General features: G+C 63.8%; 18 protein-coding genes. 7 read left to right on the top strand and 11 right to left on the bottom strand.

Annotation, left to right across the window (positions count from 1 at the left end):
• Nucleotides 1–163 precede the first annotated feature (163 nt).
• Complete coding sequence (locus tag P3T21_RS09530; RefSeq protein WP_429255685.1) at nt 164–1,033, bottom strand: LysR substrate-binding domain-containing protein; 870 nt, start codon at nt 1,031–1,033, stop codon at nt 164–166.
• Between the two features lie 107 nt (nt 1,034–1,140).
• Between P3T21_RS09530 and P3T21_RS09525 the strand changes: the two genes are divergently transcribed.
• The gene (locus P3T21_RS09525; RefSeq protein WP_429255684.1) at nt 1,141–1,743 is read left to right on the top strand and encodes a LysE family translocator; all 603 of its coding nucleotides are present in this window, start codon (nt 1,141–1,143) and stop codon (nt 1,741–1,743) included.
• The gene (locus tag P3T21_RS09520) at nt 1,743–2,126 is read left to right on the top strand and encodes a cupin domain-containing protein (protein WP_429255683.1); all 384 of its coding nucleotides are present in this window, start codon (nt 1,743–1,745) and stop codon (nt 2,124–2,126) included. Before P3T21_RS09525 ends, P3T21_RS09520 begins: the two co-directional genes overlap by 1 nt.
• 18 nt (nt 2,127–2,144) lie before the next feature.
• Here P3T21_RS09520 and P3T21_RS09515 read toward each other — a convergent pair whose 3' ends face one another.
• From P3T21_RS09515 to P3T21_RS09495, 5 genes are all read right to left on the bottom strand, one after another.
• Nucleotides 2,145–2,312: a hypothetical protein gene (locus P3T21_RS09515; protein WP_429255682.1), complete on the bottom strand. Its 168-nt coding sequence runs from the start codon at nt 2,310–2,312 to the stop codon at nt 2,145–2,147.
• Complete coding sequence (locus tag P3T21_RS09510; protein WP_429255681.1) at nt 2,309–3,667, bottom strand: LLM class flavin-dependent oxidoreductase; 1,359 nt, start codon at nt 3,665–3,667, stop codon at nt 2,309–2,311. The genes P3T21_RS09515 and P3T21_RS09510 overlap by 4 nt, the downstream gene beginning before the upstream one ends.
• A 57-nt stretch (nt 3,668–3,724) precedes the next feature.
• Nucleotides 3,725–4,534, bottom strand: coding sequence for a class I SAM-dependent methyltransferase (locus tag P3T21_RS09505; protein ID WP_429255680.1), 810 nt, complete (start codon nt 4,532–4,534; stop codon nt 3,725–3,727).
• A gap of 157 nt (nt 4,535–4,691) precedes the next feature.
• A complete protein-coding gene (locus P3T21_RS09500) occupies nt 4,692–5,033 on the bottom strand; it encodes an NIPSNAP family protein (protein ID WP_429255679.1) in 342 nt (113 codons plus the stop codon).
• 114 nt (nt 5,034–5,147) lie between these two features.
• A complete protein-coding gene (locus tag P3T21_RS09495) occupies nt 5,148–6,839 on the bottom strand; it encodes an MFS transporter (protein WP_429255678.1) in 1,692 nt (563 codons plus the stop codon).
• Nucleotides 6,840–7,043: 204 nt separating this feature from the next.
• Here P3T21_RS09495 and P3T21_RS09490 point away from each other — a divergent pair, with 204 nt between their 5' ends.
• The 4 genes from P3T21_RS09490 (at nt 7,044) to P3T21_RS09475 (ending at nt 11,656) form a co-directional block, all read left to right on the top strand.
• The gene (locus P3T21_RS09490) at nt 7,044–7,967 is read left to right on the top strand and encodes a LysR family transcriptional regulator (protein WP_429255677.1); all 924 of its coding nucleotides are present in this window, start codon (nt 7,044–7,046) and stop codon (nt 7,965–7,967) included.
• A 120-nt stretch (nt 7,968–8,087) separates the two neighbouring features.
• A complete protein-coding gene (locus P3T21_RS09485; RefSeq protein WP_429255676.1) occupies nt 8,088–9,281 on the top strand; it encodes a CaiB/BaiF CoA transferase family protein in 1,194 nt (397 codons plus the stop codon).
• The gene (locus P3T21_RS09480) at nt 9,278–10,231 is read left to right on the top strand and encodes a hydroxymethylglutaryl-CoA lyase (RefSeq protein ID WP_429255675.1); all 954 of its coding nucleotides are present in this window, start codon (nt 9,278–9,280) and stop codon (nt 10,229–10,231) included. Before P3T21_RS09485 ends, P3T21_RS09480 begins: the two co-directional genes overlap by 4 nt.
• Nucleotides 10,232–10,300: 69 nt before the next feature.
• A complete protein-coding gene (locus P3T21_RS09475; protein WP_429255674.1) occupies nt 10,301–11,656 on the top strand; it encodes an MFS transporter in 1,356 nt (451 codons plus the stop codon).
• A gap of 82 nt (nt 11,657–11,738) precedes the next feature.
• On the opposite strand, the gene P3T21_RS09470 is transcribed toward P3T21_RS09475, so the two are convergent.
• Together P3T21_RS09470 and P3T21_RS09465 are read right to left on the bottom strand one after the other, a co-directional pair.
• Nucleotides 11,739–13,406, bottom strand: coding sequence for a methyl-accepting chemotaxis protein (locus tag P3T21_RS09470; protein WP_429255673.1), 1,668 nt, complete (start codon nt 13,404–13,406; stop codon nt 11,739–11,741).
• A gap of 284 nt (nt 13,407–13,690) precedes the next feature.
• Nucleotides 13,691–14,440 carry an SDR family oxidoreductase gene (locus P3T21_RS09465; RefSeq protein WP_429255672.1) on the bottom strand — a complete coding sequence of 250 codons (750 nt, stop codon included), beginning with the start codon at nt 14,438–14,440 and terminating at the stop codon, nt 13,691–13,693.
• Between the two features lie 262 nt (nt 14,441–14,702).
• Here P3T21_RS09465 and P3T21_RS09460 point away from each other — a divergent pair, with 262 nt between their 5' ends.
• On the top strand, nt 14,703–15,179 hold the full coding sequence (locus P3T21_RS09460; protein WP_429255671.1) for a VOC family protein: 477 nt from the start codon (nt 14,703–14,705) through the stop codon (nt 15,177–15,179).
• Between the two features lie 117 nt (nt 15,180–15,296).
• Here the strand turns inward: P3T21_RS09460 and P3T21_RS09455 are convergent, their stop codons facing one another.
• From P3T21_RS09455 to P3T21_RS09445, 3 genes are all read right to left on the bottom strand, one after another.
• Entirely contained in the window at nt 15,297–18,119 is a 2,823-nt protein-coding gene (locus tag P3T21_RS09455; RefSeq protein ID WP_429255670.1) for a bifunctional diguanylate cyclase/phosphodiesterase, read from the bottom strand.
• 300 nt (nt 18,120–18,419) lie between these two features.
• The gene (locus tag P3T21_RS09450) at nt 18,420–18,626 is read right to left on the bottom strand and encodes a hypothetical protein (protein ID WP_429255669.1); all 207 of its coding nucleotides are present in this window, start codon (nt 18,624–18,626) and stop codon (nt 18,420–18,422) included.
• A 262-nt stretch (nt 18,627–18,888) separates the two neighbouring features.
• Nucleotides 18,889–19,458: a YbhB/YbcL family Raf kinase inhibitor-like protein gene (locus P3T21_RS09445; protein WP_429255668.1), complete on the bottom strand. Its 570-nt coding sequence runs from the start codon at nt 19,456–19,458 to the stop codon at nt 18,889–18,891.
• Nucleotides 19,459–19,481 lie beyond the last annotated feature (23 nt).

The following is a 19,481-nucleotide window of genomic DNA, read 5'->3' as shown; positions in this document are numbered from 1 at the left end:
CGCAAATGCAAACGGGACAGTGCGGACGCAAAATGCGGGCCGGTACAACCGCCATTCAAACCGACAGCGACCCGCGTGCACAAGTTCCCGTGTCCCGCCCGTGGCGCAGGCTGGGCTGACGCCTGGCGTTCAGTCGCGCTCAGTTGCACTCAATCAAGGATAGTCACGCCGCTTCGCGTTGCCGCATCAATTCCGCGCGCAGAAAGCGGGCAAATTCCTGCGTGGCCGCATCGCCGCCGTGTGCGGGCAAATGAAGACTGATTGAGAAGTTGGGTAGTGCAGGCAGACCGGCATCGGCGCCGAGGATCTCGAGATCGGCGGGCACTGTCGAAGCCAGCCACGCCGTGATGGCCAGATCGGTGCGGACGGTTGCCGTGGTCGCCTCGATGTTGCCGTTCTCGAATACGGTTCGCCACTCGACACCCTGATCGCGCAACGCGGCCAGCACGACAGGACGAAACGCGCAGGTATCCGTGACCATCGAAACGGGCAGCGGCCGCTTCACGCGCGCGACACCGCCGCGCGCACCGACCCACACCAGCGGCTCGACCCGCAGACACTCGCCGGTTGCCGCGCCCACCGGCGCTTCGACGATGGCGAGGTCGATTTCGCCGTCTGCAAGTGCATCGACGAGTTCGGGCGACGAACCGCATACCAGTGATATCTCGACCTGCGGCCAGGCCTCGGTATACGCCTTGAATACCGGCGCGAGCGTGCTGCCGACGAGGTCATACGGCACACCCAGCCGAACGCGTCCCTCGAGCGCGCTTGCGGTCATCTCGCTCCAGATTTCATCGTTCATGCCAAGGAGCCGGCGCGCCTTGCCCAGCATCCGCTCGCCAGCAGGCGTCAGCCGCAGGCCACGGCGCTCGCGTTCGAACAGCGTGATGCCGAGCGCCTCTTCGAGACGCCTGATCTGCTGGCTTACCGCCCCCTGGGTAAGATGCAGACTGTTCGCGGCAACCGTCATGCTGGCGCTGTCCGCCGCCGTGACGAACGTGCGTACAAGGGTGAGATCGAGGTTTCTGGCCATTTAGACATTATATTTGCTAATGCCTCGCATCCGTAAACATGGTTTCACTAATATCACGCGCGGCCCTACAGTCTGGACTCGTTCAGACAGACGATCGCCACGCCTCCATGATCCTTGCGAGCTCCGTCGCACCTTTGCTGTTGTTTGCGGCCGTTTCCACAGTCACGCCAGGCGGCGCGACGACCCTCGCCACGGCGTCGGGCGCGCAGTTCGGTTTTCGTCGCTCGATTCCGCTGATGGCGGGCATTGCGGTCGGTCTTGCATTGCTGGCGGCGGTTGCCGCGGCCGGGCTCGCTGGCGTGCTGCTCGCTGTGCCCGCGCTCGAACTCGCGATGAAGCTCACGGGCAGCGCTTATCTGCTGTGGCTTGCGTGGAAAATCGGCCGCAGCGGGCCGCCGAGGCTCGACATGCAGCTTGCGGCGCCGACGAGTTTCATCGGCGGTGCGTGTCTGCTGTGGCTAAACCCAAAAGGCTGGGCGATGACGCTCGGCGCGGCGGCTTCGTTTTCCGTGCTGGCAACCGGGCCGCTACGGCTCGCGGCGTTACTCGGCTCAGCCTTCGGGATCGCGGCGGTTGTATCGTTGTCGTTGTGGTGTGTCGCCGGCATGGTGCTCGCGCGGCTTCTGAAAACGCCGCGGCAGTGGCGCGTGCTCAACGTCGCGTTGGGCGTGCTGCTGGCCGCGTCGATTGTTCCAATGTGGAGAGAATGATGAGTCCGTTTGCTGAAACGGTCGACCTTGCCGCGGCCTTCGATGACGTCACCGCGCACTGGTCGCCGAAAGTCGTGGCGCAGGTCAACGATCAATACGTCAAGGTGGCGAAAGTGCAGGGCGAGTTCGCGTGGCACAGCCATGCAGACGAAGATGAACTCTTCTACGTCGTACGCGGGCAACTCGACATCAATTATGAAAACGACCGCACGGTGAAGCTTGCACCGGGATCGATTCATGTCGTGCCGCGCGGCGTGCTGCACAAACCGGTGGCGCACGAAGAATGCTGGATCGTGCTCATCGAAACGGTGAGCACGAAACATACAGGCGATGTCGAGACGCCCTACACGAAGACACTTGCGCAGCAACTCGGCGAGGCATGATGCCCTGAGGCATCGACGTTACTCGTTGACGAACCATCGCATCAACATCGTCGCCGCCATCGCGAGACTCACGATCACGATTGCGGTGAACGCAATCCCGAACAGATGCGCCTTTAACGCCTCGCGTTCATCGAGGCAATTGTGCGCTTCACGGACCGGGCGTTTTGCGCAACAGCCGTCGCTCAACTCGCGGCCTCCTGACGTTGCCGTTGCGCGTGCCGGTTTTGCGGACGCGGCAGGCCCAGATTTTCGCGCAGCGTTTGACCTTCGTATTCCGTGCGGAAAAGGCCGCGTCGCTGCAATTCCGGCACCACGCGTTCAGCGAATTCGGAGAGTCCGCCAGGCAACCACGGCGACATGATGTTGAAGCCATCCGCGCCTTCTTCCTCGAACCATTGCTGCAACTGGTCCGCGATGCTTTCGGGCGTGCCGACCACCTGCTGATGTCCTCGCGCGCCCGCGATGCGCAGATACAGGTCGCGGATCGTCAGATTCTCGCGACGCGCGAGATCGAACAGCAAACGCTGACGGCTCTTGCCGCCGTTCGTTTCCGGCAGCTCGGGCAACGGGCCATCCACCGGATACGTCGACAGATCGACACCGCCCGACATAGTCGACAGCAGCGAGAGTCCGACCGTCGGATGAATCAGGTTCTGCAGTGCGTCGAACTTGCGGCGCGCTTCGTCCTGCGTGCGGCCGATCACCGGGAAGATGCCCGGCATGATCTTCAGATGATCCGGTTGACGGCCGTATTTCGGGAGCCGGCTCTTGATGTCGCGATAGAACGTCTGCGCTTCTTCGAGTGTCTGGTGCGCAACGAAGATGACTTCGGCCGTTTGCGCCGCGAGTTCGCGGCCTGCATCCGATGCGCCTGCCTGGACGACGACCGGCCAGCCCTGTGGTGAACGCGCGACGTTCAACGGCCCACGCACCTGGAAATGCTTGCCGCGATGGTTGAGCACGTGCAGCTTGTCCGGGTCGAAATAGACACCGCTTTCCTTGTCGCGCAGGAACGCGTCGTCTTCCCAGCTATCCCAGAGGCCCGCGACAACGTCGTAGAATTCGCGTGCCCGTTCATAACGTACTGCGTGTTCCGGATGCTTTTCGAAACTGAAGTTGAGCGCCTCCGATTCCGTGCTCGACGTGACGAGGTTCCAGCCCGAACGTCCGCCGCTCAGATGATCGAGCGATGCGAATTTGCGCGCGAGGTTGTACGGTTCGTTGAAGGTCGTCGAAACGGTTGCAATGAGGCCGATGTTCTTCGTCACGACCGATAGCGCGGAGAGCAGCGTCAACGGTTCGAAGTGATCTGCGCGGGCAGTGCGCGAGAGCGACGCGAGGTTCGTATCGCGCACGCTGACGCTGTCGGCGAAAAAGATCGTGTCGAATTTCGCGCGTTCGGCGATCTGCGCGACTTCGGCGTAATGCGCGAAGTCGAGGCCGCCGCCCGCATGCGCGTCTGGATGCCGCCACGCGGCGATGTGATGGCCCGTTTCCATCAGGAACGCGCCCAGTTTGATCTGCCGCTTGTTGTTGCTCATCGTCTGCTCCGTGTGCAATGGGGAGAATCCGGCGTGACTGTGCGGCTGTACCAGCGGTTATTGCGCAACCGGCTTGCGTCCAGCCGCGAACGTCATGCGCCGTTTCAGCTGAATGCCGCGCGGACCCCGCTTCGCTTCGAGCGCATCGCCGAGCAGCTGGCGCACGCGCGCGCTATCCGCCTCGTCCAGCGCGGAGAGGAAATTGCCGAACGAACTGGCGCGGCTGAACGCGATCGCTTCATCGACGGTATCGAAGGCATCGTCGAACTCGCGGATTTCGTTGAGCGTCACGTTGAAGCCGGCGGCGGCAAGCAGCAGCGCGGCGCGTTCCTGCGTGAGCTTGTGCGGGGCGCCGACGCGCGCTGTCTGCCAGCGCGGTTCGCGCGCGAGCAGCTCGCGCAAGACGAGATGCAGGTCGTGCGGCGCCTCCTGCGACATCGTCGTAAAGCCGACGCGACCGCCTGGCTTCAGCACGCGAAACGCGTGCTGAAGCGCGGCCAGCTGGTCGGGTACCCAATGGATGACGCTGTTGAAATAGACGACGTCGTAGTGCGCATCCGGCACGTCGTCGAGCGCTTCGGCGCGGCCGACCCGGGCCTGGAAGCGCCCCTGTGCGCGCTTTTGCGCGAGTTCAACGCGCAGGGCGAGTGGATCGATCCCGAGCACTTCACCGTCCGCGCCCGTGCGCTCAGCGACGGCTTCCGTCAGCAGGCCGGTACCGCAACCGATGTCGAGCACTCTCTCGCCGCTTTGCACAGCGAGCACGTTGAGGAGTTCGAGACCGTGATAAAACTGGCGTGTACCGAGCCGGTCGTATTGTTCGGCGAGCGTGGTGGAATCGAGTTCGAGGCTGGGCGGAGTCGACATAGCGGGTCCATGTAGTGACCATTGAACATGGTAGAGGCCGCCTGTTCGCAACAGAAACGAGAAATCGTGCTATCGATCTGACGTCGGAGCGCATTCGACGTTATGGCGTCAAATACGCGCGAATCACGTCGAAGCGCAGACTGAAAGCATCCCATCGTTATCGCGCGAGGCTTTCCGGAGGAATGCCGAATGTGCCGTTCACCACTTCGGTGAACGTGCGTTCTTCACGCAGGATGAAGCGCTGCGTTTGCGCCATCCGGAAGTTCGCGACCGATTCAGGGTCTGTCTTCAGACGGGCGCGATACGCTTCGTATGCGGCGAGACTCTCGAAGGCGATCAATCCCCAGGCGATATCGTTGGTCCCTTCGTGCGGCAGAAAGTAGCCGACGAGATGGCCACCGCAGCGCGGAATAATGCGGCCCCAGTTTTCTGCATATTCCCTGAAAGCGTCGCGCTGGGATGGGTCGATCTGGTAGCGGATGAAGCAGGTGAGGGTCATGAAATGCGCTCCTGTCGGCACGTCCGGTTGATATCCGGTTCGTGCTCACAGTATGCGTGGCGCGCTGCCTTCAACGTTTCAGGCTGGATCGAAATGTCGCCGCAAGCTCGACCGTCAGTCGCTGTGCGCGGTGGTATCCGATGCAGGGTCTGACGTGGAATCCCGCGCAGCATCGTTGCTCGCGGGCGCGAAGGAGCGCGTGCGGATCATCGCCGCCGAACAGGCCGCGCCGGCGAGCGCGCAGGCTGCGGATACGAGCGCGACGGCGCGCAGTGCATCGTCGATGGCGTCATCGTGCGCGTCGGCGAGCGGCGTGTGCGGCGGAATCCGAACTGTGTTGACAGCCTCTGCCGCGTCGGCTTCCGGTTCGAGCAATTGCCCGCTTCGATGGATATCCGCTGGAATATTCAGCACTTTCAGGCTCGACGCGAGCGCGGCGTTGTGCGACCACACGAACACAATGCCGAGCACCGCGATGGCCAGCAGACCCGCTACACGGGCCACCGCGTTATTGATGCCGGAAGCGACGCCCGAGCGCTCGCTCGACACCGCGCCCATGACGGTGGTCGTCAGCGGCGCAACCGTGATCGTCATCCCCAGCCCGATCACCACCATTGCCGGGAAAAAGCCGCTCCAGTAGGTGCCCTGCACGAACGGCAAGCCGAGCATCGCGAAGCCGACGCCGGCGACAACCGGTCCCACCGTGAGCAGCGCACGCGGCCCGTAGCGATCGGACAAACCACCTGTAAAGCGTGACAGCACACCGATGATGACCGGCACCGGCAGAATGGCCGCGCCGGCTTCGGTTGCGCTGAAATCGTGCGCGCGGATCAGCGTGAACGGCAAAAAGAAGAACAGGCCGCTCAGCCCGAAATACAGCAGCAGCGTGACGATATTCGCGCCGATGAAATCGCGCGAGCGAAACACATCGAGCGGCATCATGGGGTTGCGGCTCTTCATTTCGATGACGACAAACGCGATCAGCACGAGGATGCCGATGCCCATCGAGGCCAGCACAAGCGGGTTCGAAAGCCCGCGTGACGACGCCACGGTCAATCCCCATGTCAACGCGGCTAAACCCGCTGCGGCGGCGAATGCGCCGGCCCAGTCGAGTTGGCGCGGCGCATCGGACCTATGACTGTTGGGCACCGAGACGACGGCCAGCGCCACCGTGATGCACGCGAGCGGCACGTTGACAAAGAAGATCGCGCGCCACGAAAGCACGTCGACGAGCCAGCCGCCCGCAACCGGCCCCGCCGCCGATGTAATCGCGCCGATGCCGGCCCACGTGCCGATCGCGCGGCCACGTTCGCTGTCATCGAACACGGCGCCGATGATCGCCAGACTGCTCGGCACGAGCAGCGCTGCGCCGATGCCTTGCACAGCCCGTGCGGCGATCAGTGTGCCGGATCCGGGCGCAAGGCCGCAGGCAATCGACGCCAGCGTGAAAAGCCCGATACCAGCGATGAAAACCGTGCGTCGGCCAAGCAGGTCGCCCATCGATCCACCGACCAGCACCAGCGAGCCGAGAAAGAGCAGATACGCATTGACGACCCACTGCATGGCCGCAACGCTCGCGCCGAGTTCGCTCTGGATCGACGCCAGCGCGACGTTGACGACCGAGCCGTCGATAAACGCCATGCTGGAGCCAAGAATCGTCGACGCGAGCGCGAGACGCTTGCGCACGCACGGACGATCGACCGTGGAGGGCTGCGCGCGGATGACGAGTTCATCACATGGGCTCGCCTGTGCGGCGACGATATGCAGGGCCGTTGCGGGCCTGCGGGGGCGATCCTGAGCAGCCAAAACGACTCCCGTGCGAGAAGACCAGCTTCCAGCATACCAACGCGAGCCCGCGAGCGACAGGCGATTTGATCCGTATTGCGCAAATCCGGATCAGGCGGGGAAGACGCATTGCGGCACCGCATCACATCGCGCCGGCCCGACAAAGGAGCCCGATCCTGAACGATTCAGGTCAAAATGCGGTTTTCCGCGACGCGCCCGGCAAGCATGACCCTGACCAATCTCCAAAGAAAACTGGATCTCACGACACTGCAGCTTTTTCTCGCGGTGTATGAAGAGCGCACGCTCACGCGCGCGGCCGAACGGGAAGCGATTGCAGTATCGGCTGCGAGCAAGCGTCTGCTCGAACTCGAACATGCGGTCGGTTCCGCGCTCTTCGTGAGAAAGGCGCGCGGCATGGAACTGACCGCCGCGGGCGAGACGCTGCTGCATCACGCGCGACGCGTGCTGCGCGACATCGAGAATATCGGCCTCGAACTCGCCGAGCACGCGAGCGGCGTGATCGGTTATGTGCGGATGATGGCGAACCTGTCCGCGATCGTCGAATTCCTGCCGGAAGATCTGCGCGCATTTCTCGCGGGCAATGAGCGCGTGCGGATCGAACTCGAAGAGCGGCCGAGCGGTGGTGTAATCAGTGGCGTGGCCGACAGCCTCGTCGATCTCGGCATCTGTTCCGGCGACGCCGACACGCGTGGCCTGCACGTTACGCATTACCGTCACGACCGGCTCGTCATCGTGATGTGCGACGATCATCCTTTGGCAACGCGCGAAAGCGTGACGTTCGCCGATACGCTCGACAGCGATCACGTCGGACTGCATGCGGCCAGCTCGATCAACATGCGTACGCATCTCGCCGCGCGCCAGGCGGGCAAACCGCTGCGGCTGCGCATTCATGTGCCCGGTTTCGACGCGGTGTGCCGGATGGTGCAGGCGGGCATGGGCGTGGGCGTGCTGCCGTTGCACGTATATAACGCGATCGGCCGGTCGCTCGGGCTGACGGCGGTGACGCTCGATGAAGAGTGGGCCGCGCGCAGTCTCCTTATCGTCGTGCGTGATGTCGATGCGCTGTCGCCCGTCAGCCGTCTGCTGTTCGATCACCTGAGCACCGTCGAAGCCCGCACGGGCGCCTGATCGTGCCACTTTGCGAGCGTTCGCGTCTGGCGAACGCTCGTTGCCGGATTGCGGTTGGACGCCGCAGCGGCCTCGCCCATAAGCTGTCTTCCATACAAGATCAGGTCAGGAGACAGCATCATGAGTGGACCCTTGAAGGGTATTCGCGTCATCGAGATCGGAACCCTTATCGCCGCGCCGTTTGCCGCCCGGATGCTGGCCGAATTCGGCGCGGAGGTCATCAAGATCGAAGCACCCCGTGACGGCGATCCACTGCGCAAATGGCGCAAGCTGCACGAAGGCACGTCACTGTGGTGGTATCTGCAGTCGCGCAACAAGAAGTCGATCTGCGTGAATCTGAAGTCCGTGGAAGGGATCGAGGTCGTCAAACGCCTCGCTGCCGACGCGGATATCGTCATCGAAAACCTGCGTCCTAGTGCACTCGAACGGCTCGGCCTCGGCTGGGACGTGCTGCACGAAATCAATCCCAAACTCACGATGGTACGCATCTCCGGATACGGCCAGACCGGTCCGTATCGTGACCGTCCGGGCTTTGGCGCGATCGGCGAGGCGATGGGCGGCATCCGCTATACGACGGGCGAAGCCGACGGCGCGCCGGCACGCGTCGGCGTGAGCCTGGGCGATTCGCTCGCGTCGCTGCATGGCGTGATCGGCGCATTGATGTCAGTGCTGCGGGTGAAGACGGGGCAGGGCGACGGACAGGTCGTCGATGTGTCGCTGGTCGAGAGCGTTTTCAACCTGATGGAAAGCCTCGTGCCCGAATACGATCTGCTCGGCCACGTGCGCGAACGCAGCGGTGGCGCATTGCCTGGCATCGCGCCGTCGAATACGTATCGCAGCGAAGACGGTGCGTATGTGGTGATCGCGGGCAACAGCAATCCGATTTTCCGGCGACTGATGCAGGTGATCGGCCGCGCCGATCTCGCCGACGATCCTGCCCTTGCGCACAACGACGGCCGCGCTGCGCAGAGCGCGATGCTCGATGAGGCGATCACCGCGTGGACCTCGCATCATTCGACCGAAGACATCCTTTTCGCGCTGGAACAGGCCCAGGTGCCGGCGGGCCGCATCTATTCGATCGCGGACATCGTCGCTGATCCGCATTATCAGGCGCGCGAGATGCTGCTGCAGGCAAGCCTGCCGGACGGCACGCCAGTGAAGATGCCGGGCATTGTGCCGAAACTGTCGGACACGCCGGGCGAAGTGCATTGGCCTGGGCCTGCGCTCGGTGAACACACGGGTTCGGTGCTGGCGGATCTCGGCTTCAGTCCGCTCGAAATCGAGCAGCTGCGTAGCGAAGGAGCCGTGCAATGAATACCGCCACCGAGGGGTTGAACGACAGACTCATCGTGCAGGAAGTCGCGCCGCGCGATGGGTTGCAGATCGAGCCGACGTGGGTCGAAACGGACGACAAGGTCGCGCTGATCGATCAGCTTTCGACGGCAGGCTTCTCGCGTATCGAGGCGGGCTCGTTCGTTTCGCCGAAAGCGATCCCCGCACTGCGCGACGGCGACGCCGTATTTCACCGCATCAAACGCAATCCCGATGTGATCTATGTCGCGCTGATCCCGAACGTGAAGGGCGCGGAGCGCGCCATGGCCGCGCTCGCCGACGAGCTGAATCTCGTGATGTCCGCGAGCCAGACGCACAACCGCGCGAACATGCGGATGAGCTGCGAGAACTCGTTGACCGGCTTCGGCGATATCGCGAAGCGCGTCAGGGGATCACACGTCACGTTGAATGGCACGGTGGCGACGGCGTTCGGCTGTCCGTTCGAAGGCGCGATCGACGAAGGCCGCGTGCTTGCCATCGTCGATGCGTATCTCGAACTCGGCATGCACGGTGTGACGCTCGCGGATACCACGGGCATGGCGAATCCGCGTCAGGTTGCGCGCATCGTCACGCGCGTGCTGGAGCGCATCGGCCCCGACGCGCTGACGCTGCACTTTCACAACACGCGCGGTCTGGGTCTCGCGAACGTGCTGGCCGCGTATGAAGCGGGCGCACGCCGGTTCGATGCGGCGCTCGGCGGGCTGGGTGGTTGCCCGTTCGCACCGGGCGCGTCCGGCAACATCTGCACGGAAGATCTCGTGAACATGTGCGACGAAATGGGCATTCCGACTGGCATCGATCTCGTGAAGCTGCTCGAACTGTCGCGCGCGTTGCCCGCGTTGCTCGGCCATGACGTGCCGGGACAACTCGCGAAATCCGGCCGCAACTGCGACGTGCATCCCGTGCCGGACTACGTACGCAGCATCGTTTAACCCACGCGCCTACCTTCTATCAACAATCGACCGGACGGTGCACCTGCCCAGTCCGGCAAGGAGACAAACATGAGCGACCTGAGTGCCCTCGGTAACCCGAGCGATCGTGAAGCCGGGCAGATCCCGGAAACGAGTCAGGGAACGCACGCGATCATCCGCAAGGTCGCGTGGCGACTGATGCCGCTGATCATGATCTGCTATCTCTTCGCGTTTTTCGATCGCATCAACATCAGCTTCGCGAAGTTCCAGTTGCAGAGCGACCTCGGTTTCACCGATACCGCGTATGGCCTGGGCGCGAGTCTGTTCGTCATCGGCTATGTGCTGTTCGAGGTGCCGAGCAACATGATGCTGTACAAGGTCGGCGCGCGGCGCTGGATCGCACGCATCATGATCTCGTGGGGACTCGCCACGGCGGCGATGGTGTTCGTCAATAACGAGTGGCAGTTCTACGGGCTGCGTTTCATCATCGGCGCCATGGAAGCGGGTTTCGCGCCCGGCGTTCTCTACTACCTGACGTTGTGGTTTCCAGCGAGCTATCGAGGCCGCATCACGTCGCTGCTGTTTCTCGCGTCGGCGTTTTCCGGGCTGGTCGGTGCGCCGCTTTCCGGGCTCGTGCTCGGGCATCTGAGCGGCGTGTGGGGCATGCCGGGATGGCACTGGCTGTTCCTGCTCGGCGGCCTTCCGTGCGTGCTGCTGGGCGTGCTCGTGCTGAAGTTGTTGAAGGACCGGATCGAAGATGCGGAATGGCTCTCAGGCCCGGAAAAGCAGTACCTGTCCGCGCGAATCGCGCAGCAGCAACCGCGAAACACCGGTGGCCATTCGCTGTCCGGCGCGATAAAGACGCCCGGTTTTCTCACGCTCGGGTTGATCTATTTCCTGATCCAGGTTGCGTCGTATGGGCTGAATTTCTGGGCGCCGCATCTGATCCGCACTGCGGGTACGCAGAATCCGACGATCATCGGCTTGCTGACTGCCGTGCCGTACGTGTGCGGTGCGATCTGCATGGTCGTAGTGGGGCGGATGTCGGACGCGTCGGGCGAGCGGCGGAAGTTTGTATGCGGACTGCTGCTGATGGCCGCGCTCGGATTCTTTGCCGCAGGGTTCTTCGATAAACAGACTACGTTGCTGATTGTCGCGCTCGGCGTCATGGGTGCGGGCGTCGTGGCTTCGATTCCCGCTTTCTGGGCACTGCCGCCGAAGCTGTTGACGGGCGCTGGCGCAGCAGGTGGCATTGCGCTGATCAATACGCTGGGACAACTGGGCGGCATCGTGAGCCCGGTGATGGTGGGGCGAATCAAGGATCTGACCGGGAGCACGACACCTGCGCTGTACGTGATCGGCGCGATGAGTCTGGCGTGTGCGTTGATCCTGCTGTACGGCGTGCCTGCAGCGTTGTGTAGCAAGGATCATCCGGCTTCGCATTGAATCTGACGAAGCACGCATGTCGCGCCGTTGACCGGGATTGTAGCCCGGTCAACGGCGTGCGCCTGAGCGGGGTGTTGCCGCGCTATGCAGGAGCCCGCAAGTGACGGCTGTTCGCGCGTGCCACCGGCTTCACGCCCGCATTCGCCCCGTGCCATCCGTGGTTCGTCTCTGACTGGCCCATGCCAGGCCCGCCCGTACGGAAGCTGACGATCACAGCCTGCAACTGCTGCGCCTGTTCTTCGAGTGAGTGCGCGGCCGCGGCCGCCTGTTCGACGAGCGCGGCGTTTTGCTGCGTCATCGTATCCATCTGCGCGACCGCGCTGTTGACCTGCTCGACGCCCGTGCTCTGTTGCGCCGCAGCCGCTGCGATTTCCCGCACGACATCGGTCACGCGCGCAATTGCAACGCGCGTCTCCTGGATCGTCTCACCTGTGCGTTCGACGAGCGCCGCGCCGGTGCCCACCTTGCCGACCGCGCTCTGGATCAGCGCGCGGATCTCCTTCGCCGCCGTCGCACTACGTTGTGCGAGCGTCCGCACTTCGCCCGCGACGACCGCAAAGCCGCGTCCTTCTTCGCCAGCGCGCGCCGCTTCGACCGCCGCATTGAGCGCGAGGATATTCGTCTGGAACGCGATGCTTTCGATAACGCCGACGATGTCCTCCATCTTGCGCGACTCGTCCGAAATATCGCGCATCGCGGTGACGACTTCCATCACCATCGTTTCGCCGCGATCGGCGATCTTGACGGCGCTGCTGGCGAGGTGGCTGGCCGTGCCCGCGTTGTCGGCGGTCTGGCGGAGCATCGACGTGATTTCTTCCATGCTCGACGCCGCCTCTTCGAGCGACGCCGCCTGGTTTTCCGTGCGCGCGGACAGGTCGGCGTTGCCGGTTGCGATTTCACGCGATGCCGTTGCCACCTGGTCGGCCGAATCGCGGATCTGGCCGATCGTGCGGGCCAGCGCATCGCGCATCCTGCGCATGGCCTGCATGAGGCTCACGGTGTCGTCGGTGCGCGTTTCGATCGCGACCGTGAGATCGCCGGTCGCAATCGCGTCGGCGACGTGCGCGGCGCCGGCCGGATCGCCACCGATCGTGCGCTGGATGCTGCGATTGGTGAACGCGACGAAGGTGGCGAGCAGCGTCGCCAGCACGACGAACACGGCGGCCGCGAACCAGAGCGAGCGCACGAGCGCGGCGTCGATATCGTCGACGTACGCGCCCGTCGCGATGATCCAGTCCCAAGGCGCGTAGCGCACCACGTAACCGATCTTGCCGACCTCAGCCGCCGGGCCTGCCGACGTCGCCCTGGGACGCGCGAACACGTAGTCGACGAAACCGCCCTCGGGCTGCTGCGCGACCGTGGCGAACGTCACGTAGTGGTGACGGCCGTCCGCGTCCGCGTTGTTGCGCAGGTCCTTGCCGTTCATCGCCGGCTTGATCGGATGCATCACCATCCGCGGGCTCGAGTCGATCACGAGGAAATAGCCGTCCTCGCCGTAACGCACGTCGCGCAGGCGATCGAGCGCCTGTTTGCGGGCTTCATCCCCGGTCAGTGCGCCGCTTTTTGCGAGTGCGGCGTATTCGTTGACGATGCTAAGGCCAATGTGCGCGACATTGACGAGATCGTTCTTGCGCTCCTCGACGCGCGTTTGCCGGGACTGCCAGGCGGCGGCGACCGATACGAGGAGCAGGGCGATCAGGCTGACGACCAGTGGCAGCCAGAGTTTCTTTCTGAAGCTGAGTGTTTGCATTGCGGCAACCTCGCGTGCCTTTTTCTGAACGTCGGATGGGACGGCCTACCTCTATGGGTTATCGGCAGAAAGGAGGTTGAAATGGTGTGGTGGGAAACCCTGGGGACGGGTCGGGGCGCCGCCCGCATGCGGCGGATTTCCGCGCCGCTCACGAGGGGCTGTGACCGTGGAACCGGACGAAGCGGACGACACCGCCTTCACGATCGAATTGCCGCGCCCCGATAACGGGCGACGCGGCGAATTCGTGCGGAACGGGTGCCGCAGCTTTCGTCAAAAGCCGCGGGTTACAACTGGCTCATACCGCCGTCGATCACGATTTCTGTGCCGACGATAAAGCCCGATTCGCTCGACGAGAGATGCAGCACCGTCGCCGCGATTTCCTCCGGCGTGCCGAAGCGACCGAGCGGAACCTGGCTCTTGATCTGCGCCGCGGTGTTGGCGAGCGTTTCGGCGTCGAAGCCGAGCTTGCCGAAAAGCGGCGTCGTGATCGGGCCCGGGCTGATCACGTTCACACGCACGCCGCGCGGCAGCAGCTCTGCCGACAGCGTTTTCGCGAGCGAAATGATCGCGGCCTTGCTGGCTGCATAAACCGACGAAGCGGGCATCCCGATGTGCGCGTTGATCGAACCGTTCAGCACGATCGAAGCACCGTTATTCAACAGCGGCGTCAGTGCCTGAATCTGGAAGTAGGGACCTTTGACGTTCACGTCGAACGTCTGGTCCCACAACGTCTCTTCGACATCCAGGAACGGAGCGAATCTGGCGATGCCTGCGTTGATAAACACGGCGTCGAGCTTGACGTTTTCCGCCTTCAGGCGGTCTGCAAGCTCCCGGGCCGCAGCGACCGAGCCCGCATCGTTACGGATCGCGATCGCACCCGCGCCGAGCGTCGCCTTTGCTGTTTCGAGCGTAGCTTCATCGCGGCCGGTGATGACGACGCGTGCGCCTTCCGCGGCGAATGCCTGTGCCGTGGCGAGGCCCATTCCGCTGTTGCCGCCGGTGACGAGTACGGTCTTGCCTTCGAATCGGGTCATGATGTTTTTCCTGTGAAGGTGAGTGTGTGAAGACAGTGTGGCCTGCTGCGAGCAGATTGCCGTGCGACCGTTCCGATGCAGACGTTCGGTTTCATCGAACATGTTGCGCGCTTCCGGCAGACCGCGCTTTTTCCGGGCCCAAGGCGGTCAAAAAAAATATTTGCCGGCGGTGTCGATTTGCACCCGGCCCGCCCGTCATGGAGAAGGAGGCACAGGTTATTCTCGCCTCCCTGCACACAACCTAAAGGAAGGAGCCGTCACTATGACCACCCCCGTCAAAGCCATTCCGGAAGGAATGCGTTCAATCACACCGCACCTGATTTGCGCGGGCGCCGCCGACGCCATCGAGTTCTACAAGAAGGCGTTCAACGCCGTCGAACTGGTTCGCCTGCCCGCACCGGACGGCAAGCTGATGCACGCCAGCCTGCGGATTGGCGACGCCGCGATCATGCTCGTCGACGAAGCGCCGCAGCACCAGATGGTCGGGCCAAAAACGCTGAAAGGCACGCCGGTGATCATTCATCTGTACGTCGAGGACGTGGACGCGGTCATGCAGCGGGCCGCGTCCGCCGGCGCGACGATCACGATGCCCGCGGCCGACATGTTCTGGGGCGACCGCTATGGTCAGCTGGAAGATCCGTTCGGGCACCACTGGTCTGTCGCGACGCACAAACGCGACGTCACGCACGAGGAAATGAAGGAAGCGATGAGCAAGATCCCAAGCGGCCAGGCCTGCTGAGCACGCGCGGGGCGCAGGTCAGTCAGGGCAGCCCGAATGCCCTGGCGCGGCCCGGCGTGGTTTCTCTGAATCGGAGCGCGGGTGCGGCGCGCGGCCTGAATCGCGCCGGCCTGCAGATCACTGCACGACAGCACGCCTGCCTGGCGCCAGCGCCGATAGCATCAGATTTTCCAGCGACATCGGCCGCGCCAGGTGATAGCCCTGCACCTGCGATGCACCGATGCCACGCAGCACCGCCAGCGTCGCTTCGTCTTCGACGCCTTCTGCAACCACGGCCAGTTCCAGCGATTCCGCCATCCGTACGATCGCGCGCACGATCGCCCGGCTGCGCGCGCTCGTCGTCAGTTCGAGCACGAACGACTTGTCGATTTTCAGGCCGCTGAAGTGATACTGGTGGACGTAGCTGAGTGACGAAAAACCCGTGCCGAAGTCGTCCAGCACCACGGACATGCCGTTCTTCGCCAGTTTCTGCATCGTCGTGCGCGCGAGGTCCGGCTCGGCGATCAGCGCACCTTCCGTCAGTTCGAGTGAAATGCGCGACGGGTGCACGTCGTGCCGGCTTAGCAATTCCAGCACTTCGTCGGCGAATTCCGGGCGCGTGATGCTGTAGCTCGACAGGTTCACATGCACGGGCGGCCAGTCTGCATGATCGGTGTCTGCGAGGATCACGGCCACGCGCGTCAGCATGTACATGTCCAGACGACCGAGCAGTTTCAGCCCTTCGACGGCGGGCAGAAAACGGCCAGGCGCCCAGATTTCGCCGTTCGGCTGGCGCCAGCGGATCAAGGCTTCGAGTGCGACGAGCTGGCCGCATTTGACATCGACGATCGGCTGGAAAAACGGCAGCAGTTCGTCGTCGCGATTGAGCGCCTGGCGCAGCGCGCCTTCCGTTTCGATCTGGTCGGACAGTTCGCGGCGCAGTTCCTGATTGAACACCGCGAAGCTGTCGCGACCGCGGTTCTTGACGCGGTACATCGCCGTATCGGCATCGCGCAGCAGATCGGCCGGGTCCGAATGGAAATTGCTGTCGGCGTCGACGATGCCCACGCTGCACGTCGAAAACACCACGTGTTCGCCGATGTTGAACGGCTCGTCGAACGCGGCGAGTATCCGCTCGGCCATCGAAAGCACGACCTGCAGCGGCGCGCCTGGCACCATCACGGCGAATTCGTCGCCACCGAGGCGCGCGAGCAGATCGTCGCGCCGCATGCAGGCGCGCAGACGCCCGGCTACCTGAACCAGCAGCACGTCGCCGAAATGGTGGCCGAGGCTGTCGTTGACGACCTTGAAGCGGTCGAGGTCGATGAACAGCACGGACAGCGCCGCGCCCTGCGTGCAGTGCGCCTGCCACGCAATTTCGAGCCGCTGTCGCAGATGCGCGCGGTTCGGCAGGCCGGTCAGCGCGTCGTGAAAGTTTTCGTGCAGAAGCCGCGCGTTGGCGTCGTCGAGTTCGCGTGTGCGCGCATGGACGCGCGCTTCGAGTTCGAGGTTCGCCGCCTGCTGCGCGGCCGCGGCGCGCCGACGGGCGAGGGCGGTGTCGATGTGGCGCGACACGAAGGTCAGCACTTCCTGATCGTGCGCGTCGTAACGCACGCGTGGTGAGTAGCTCTGCACGACGAGCACGCCGCACACGTTATCGCGATCGAAGAGCGGAATGCCGAGCCACGAGCGCAGGCGGATATTTTCGTTCTCGACTTCGCCGCTTTCGACGAGTCTCACCGCGTCGTCGGGTTCGATCAGGCACGGCACGCGCTGACGGATCAGATATTCGGTGAGGCCACGCTTGCCGCGGCGTGGCTGCGGCCGCTCGCGCAGCGTTTCGTCGACGTAGTAGGGGAACGAGACTTCTTCGGTGAACGGGTCGTAGAGCGCGATATAGAAGTTGTGCGCGTAAAGCAGGCCGCCCACGATCTCATGCAGGCTGCGAAAAAATTCGCTGATTTCGACCGACTGGCTCGAGAGCTCCGTGATCTCGAAGAGCGCCGCCTGTAGATGTTCCGCGCGTTTGCGCTCGGCGATCTCGAGGCGCAGCGTGTCGTTGAGTTTCGAGAGTTCGGCGGTGCGCAGCGCGACCTGGCCTTCCAGATCCACGCGATGCAGGATCCGGTCGAGCGCCATCGCCACATGACGTGCGACGACCAGAAAGAGGGCACGGTCTTCGGCGGTATAGATGCGCGAGACGTCGTAGACCTGCATCGCCAGCATGCCGATCACCTGGTCCGACGCGTTCTTGAGCGGCGCGCCCATCCAGAATTCAGGGCGCCGGCCGACGCAGCGGAAGTGTCCCGCAACTTCGGCGGCGGCGATGCCGTCGGCGCCGATCAGAAGCGGCTGGCCAGTCGTCAGCACATGGCCCGTGAGCGACAGCCGTTCGGGGTCGACGCGGTCCATGTGGCCCGGATCGACGGCGTCGGTGTCGATCACGTCGACGTAGTACGGATACGTCACCATGCTCGTCGCGCTGTCGTAGAGCGCGAGATAGAAGTTTTCGGCGTCGATCAGTGTGCCGAGCCGTTCGTGGATGATGTGCAGGAAGGCGGCGCGGTCGCTGATCGAGCTGGCGAGGTACGCGATGTCGTAGAGCACGCGCTGCACGTTCTGCGCCCGCGCGAGCGCGTCGGCCTGCGCCTCGTCGCCGATGTGACGGGCGAAGTCGGCGAAGGCAGGGTCGGCGGCATGATCCGCGTCCGACAGCAGCCAGCCGAGCACACCTTCGCCGCGGCCCGTCGGCCATGCGTGCCAGCGCTGCACACCGCAGGCACGCTGGAGATCGTCTCCGGCGATGAAGCGCGGCCAGTCATGCGGCTCGCGACTCGCACAGGCAAGATGCAGTTGCTCGCCCGCGCGGTACCAGGCCCACGGACGCGTGATCCCGTTTTCCTGCGCCACGCGAAGCAGACTATCCTCCGACGGCTGCCGCTGGCTGGATGACGGCGACATGTTCCCCATGACTCAGCCTCTCGTCTTCCTGAAGGTTTCCCTCGTCATCCTGCTATATCGACGCAGGTGTAGAGAAACTTGAGTGCCACTCGTCAGAAAAACGAAAAAGAAGTCCGCTCGCGCGGGCTCGGGGGACATTGGCGGCGTTTCGGCGACCCGCAGCGGTCCGCCAGGACCGCCGGTCACGCTTAACGCGATGAGGCGACCTGCGGCCGCCAGGCTTGGGGCGTCATGCCGGTTTGATGGATGACCCCTGGGGGATCTGTAGCGGCCCGCGACGCGGGCCATCAAGCCGTCCTTTCAGTCCCAGATGTTCCGGAACGCGACGGCGGCGATCACCGGCACGGTCACGACCAGCGGGATGGCGAAGACAGGCACTTCGTTCAGGATCAGATAGGCGAGACCCACCCCGAGCACAGCAAGCCCGACCAGCACGGTCAGGAAGTTCAGCATCGCGTTGGAAGGCTGCTTTCTGCGTGGCGGTTCGCTGGTGGGATCGGTCTTCATCGCTCGCTCCATGTCATGCGCGCGTGTTCGCGGTTCTTTTTCCGCATCCGGCGGATTCTGCTTTTCGGGAACACTCATGGCACGTCAATCCGGGTTGGTCGTCGATAAATTGTACGCTTTGGGGATGGAGTGGGTAGTGGCTTCTGCTGCGCGTGAAGCCAGAAAACCGACCTCTGGAAGGCGTTCGCAGGCGGTCTGCAAGCTTGCATTCAGAATCCGCGCGGCGGCTCAGCAGGCGCGCGCACAGATAGCAAAAGAGCGGCTAACGTCCGTAGCGCAGCACGATGCTGGTCGCCGCCAGTACGTGGTCTTTCATCGCGGCCAGAAGCGCGTCGCGGGTCAGGGCGGCGGGCAACGCATCGGGTGGCAGGTCGAGCGCCCAGACCTGCGCGAGGTAGTGATGCGGAATCTCTCCAACCGGCGGACACGGGCCGTAATAGCCGGTATGCCCTGTCCGGTTCGTCCCGCCGACGCTGACCGCGGGCGGCGTGCCTTCGCCGAGCGACGTGATCGAAGCAGGGATGCCGTACATCAGCCAGTGCACAACACCCTGACCCTTCGCGCCATCCGCATCGAACAGCCCGACGGCGAAGCTCTTCGTACCGGCGGGTGCATTGCGCCATTGCAGCGCCGGCGAGACGTTCTTGCCGCCGCAATTCTGCGCGTCGGTGGCGTGGCTCGAATCGAGCGTCGAGCCGTCCATCATGCCCGGCGACGACAGTTCGAACGCGTCGGCCGCCCGCGCGCCGGCTGTGTTCAGCGCGAGCGCGGCACACAGCATGCTGGCAGGCAGCAGGCGCCGGACGATGCTTGAGGACTTGCTCTGGATCATGGGCCGCCGTCCTTCATGAATGG

It is taken from the genome of Paraburkholderia sp. GAS334, from assembly GCF_050436625.1.
Classification (GTDB): domain Bacteria; phylum Pseudomonadota; class Gammaproteobacteria; order Burkholderiales; family Burkholderiaceae; genus Paraburkholderia.
Note: the sequence above shows the minus strand (reverse complement) of the source record. Positions and strands in the feature narration are given on the sequence as shown.

Bases quoted from the DNA above. Each gene is read 5' to 3' on its own strand.
- P3T21_RS09445 (WP_429255668.1), bottom strand. From the start codon at position 19,458: ATGATCCAGAGCAAGTCCTCAAGCATCGTCCGGCGCCTGCTGCCTGCC.
- P3T21_RS09460 (WP_429255671.1), top strand. From the start codon at position 14,703: ATGACCACCCCCGTCAAAGCCATTCCGGAAGGAATGCGTTCAATCACA.
- P3T21_RS09505 (WP_429255680.1), bottom strand. From the start codon at position 4,534: ATGTCGACTCCGCCCAGCCTCGAACTCGATTCCACCACGCTCGCCGAA.
- P3T21_RS09480 (WP_429255675.1), top strand. From the start codon at position 9,278: ATGAATACCGCCACCGAGGGGTTGAACGACAGACTCATCGTGCAGGAA.
- P3T21_RS09520 (WP_429255683.1), top strand. From the start codon at position 1,743: ATGAGTCCGTTTGCTGAAACGGTCGACCTTGCCGCGGCCTTCGATGAC.
- P3T21_RS09470 (WP_429255673.1), bottom strand. From the start codon at position 13,406: ATGCAAACACTCAGCTTCAGAAAGAAACTCTGGCTGCCACTGGTCGTC.
- P3T21_RS09530 (WP_429255685.1), bottom strand. From the start codon at position 1,033: ATGGCCAGAAACCTCGATCTCACCCTTGTACGCACGTTCGTCACGGCG.
- P3T21_RS09485 (WP_429255676.1), top strand. From the start codon at position 8,088: ATGAGTGGACCCTTGAAGGGTATTCGCGTCATCGAGATCGGAACCCTT.
- P3T21_RS09450 (WP_429255669.1), bottom strand. From the start codon at position 18,626: ATGAAGACCGATCCCACCAGCGAACCGCCACGCAGAAAGCAGCCTTCC.
- P3T21_RS09500 (WP_429255679.1), bottom strand. From the start codon at position 5,033: ATGACCCTCACCTGCTTCATCCGCTACCAGATCGACCCATCCCAGCGC.
- P3T21_RS09475 (WP_429255674.1), top strand. From the start codon at position 10,301: ATGAGCGACCTGAGTGCCCTCGGTAACCCGAGCGATCGTGAAGCCGGG.
- P3T21_RS09510 (WP_429255681.1), bottom strand. From the start codon at position 3,667: ATGAGCAACAACAAGCGGCAGATCAAACTGGGCGCGTTCCTGATGGAA.
- P3T21_RS09525 (WP_429255684.1), top strand. From the start codon at position 1,141: ATGATCCTTGCGAGCTCCGTCGCACCTTTGCTGTTGTTTGCGGCCGTT.
- P3T21_RS09490 (WP_429255677.1), top strand. From the start codon at position 7,044: ATGACCCTGACCAATCTCCAAAGAAAACTGGATCTCACGACACTGCAG.
- P3T21_RS09455 (WP_429255670.1), bottom strand. From the start codon at position 18,119: ATGTCGCCGTCATCCAGCCAGCGGCAGCCGTCGGAGGATAGTCTGCTT.
- P3T21_RS09465 (WP_429255672.1), bottom strand. From the start codon at position 14,440: ATGACCCGATTCGAAGGCAAGACCGTACTCGTCACCGGCGGCAACAGC.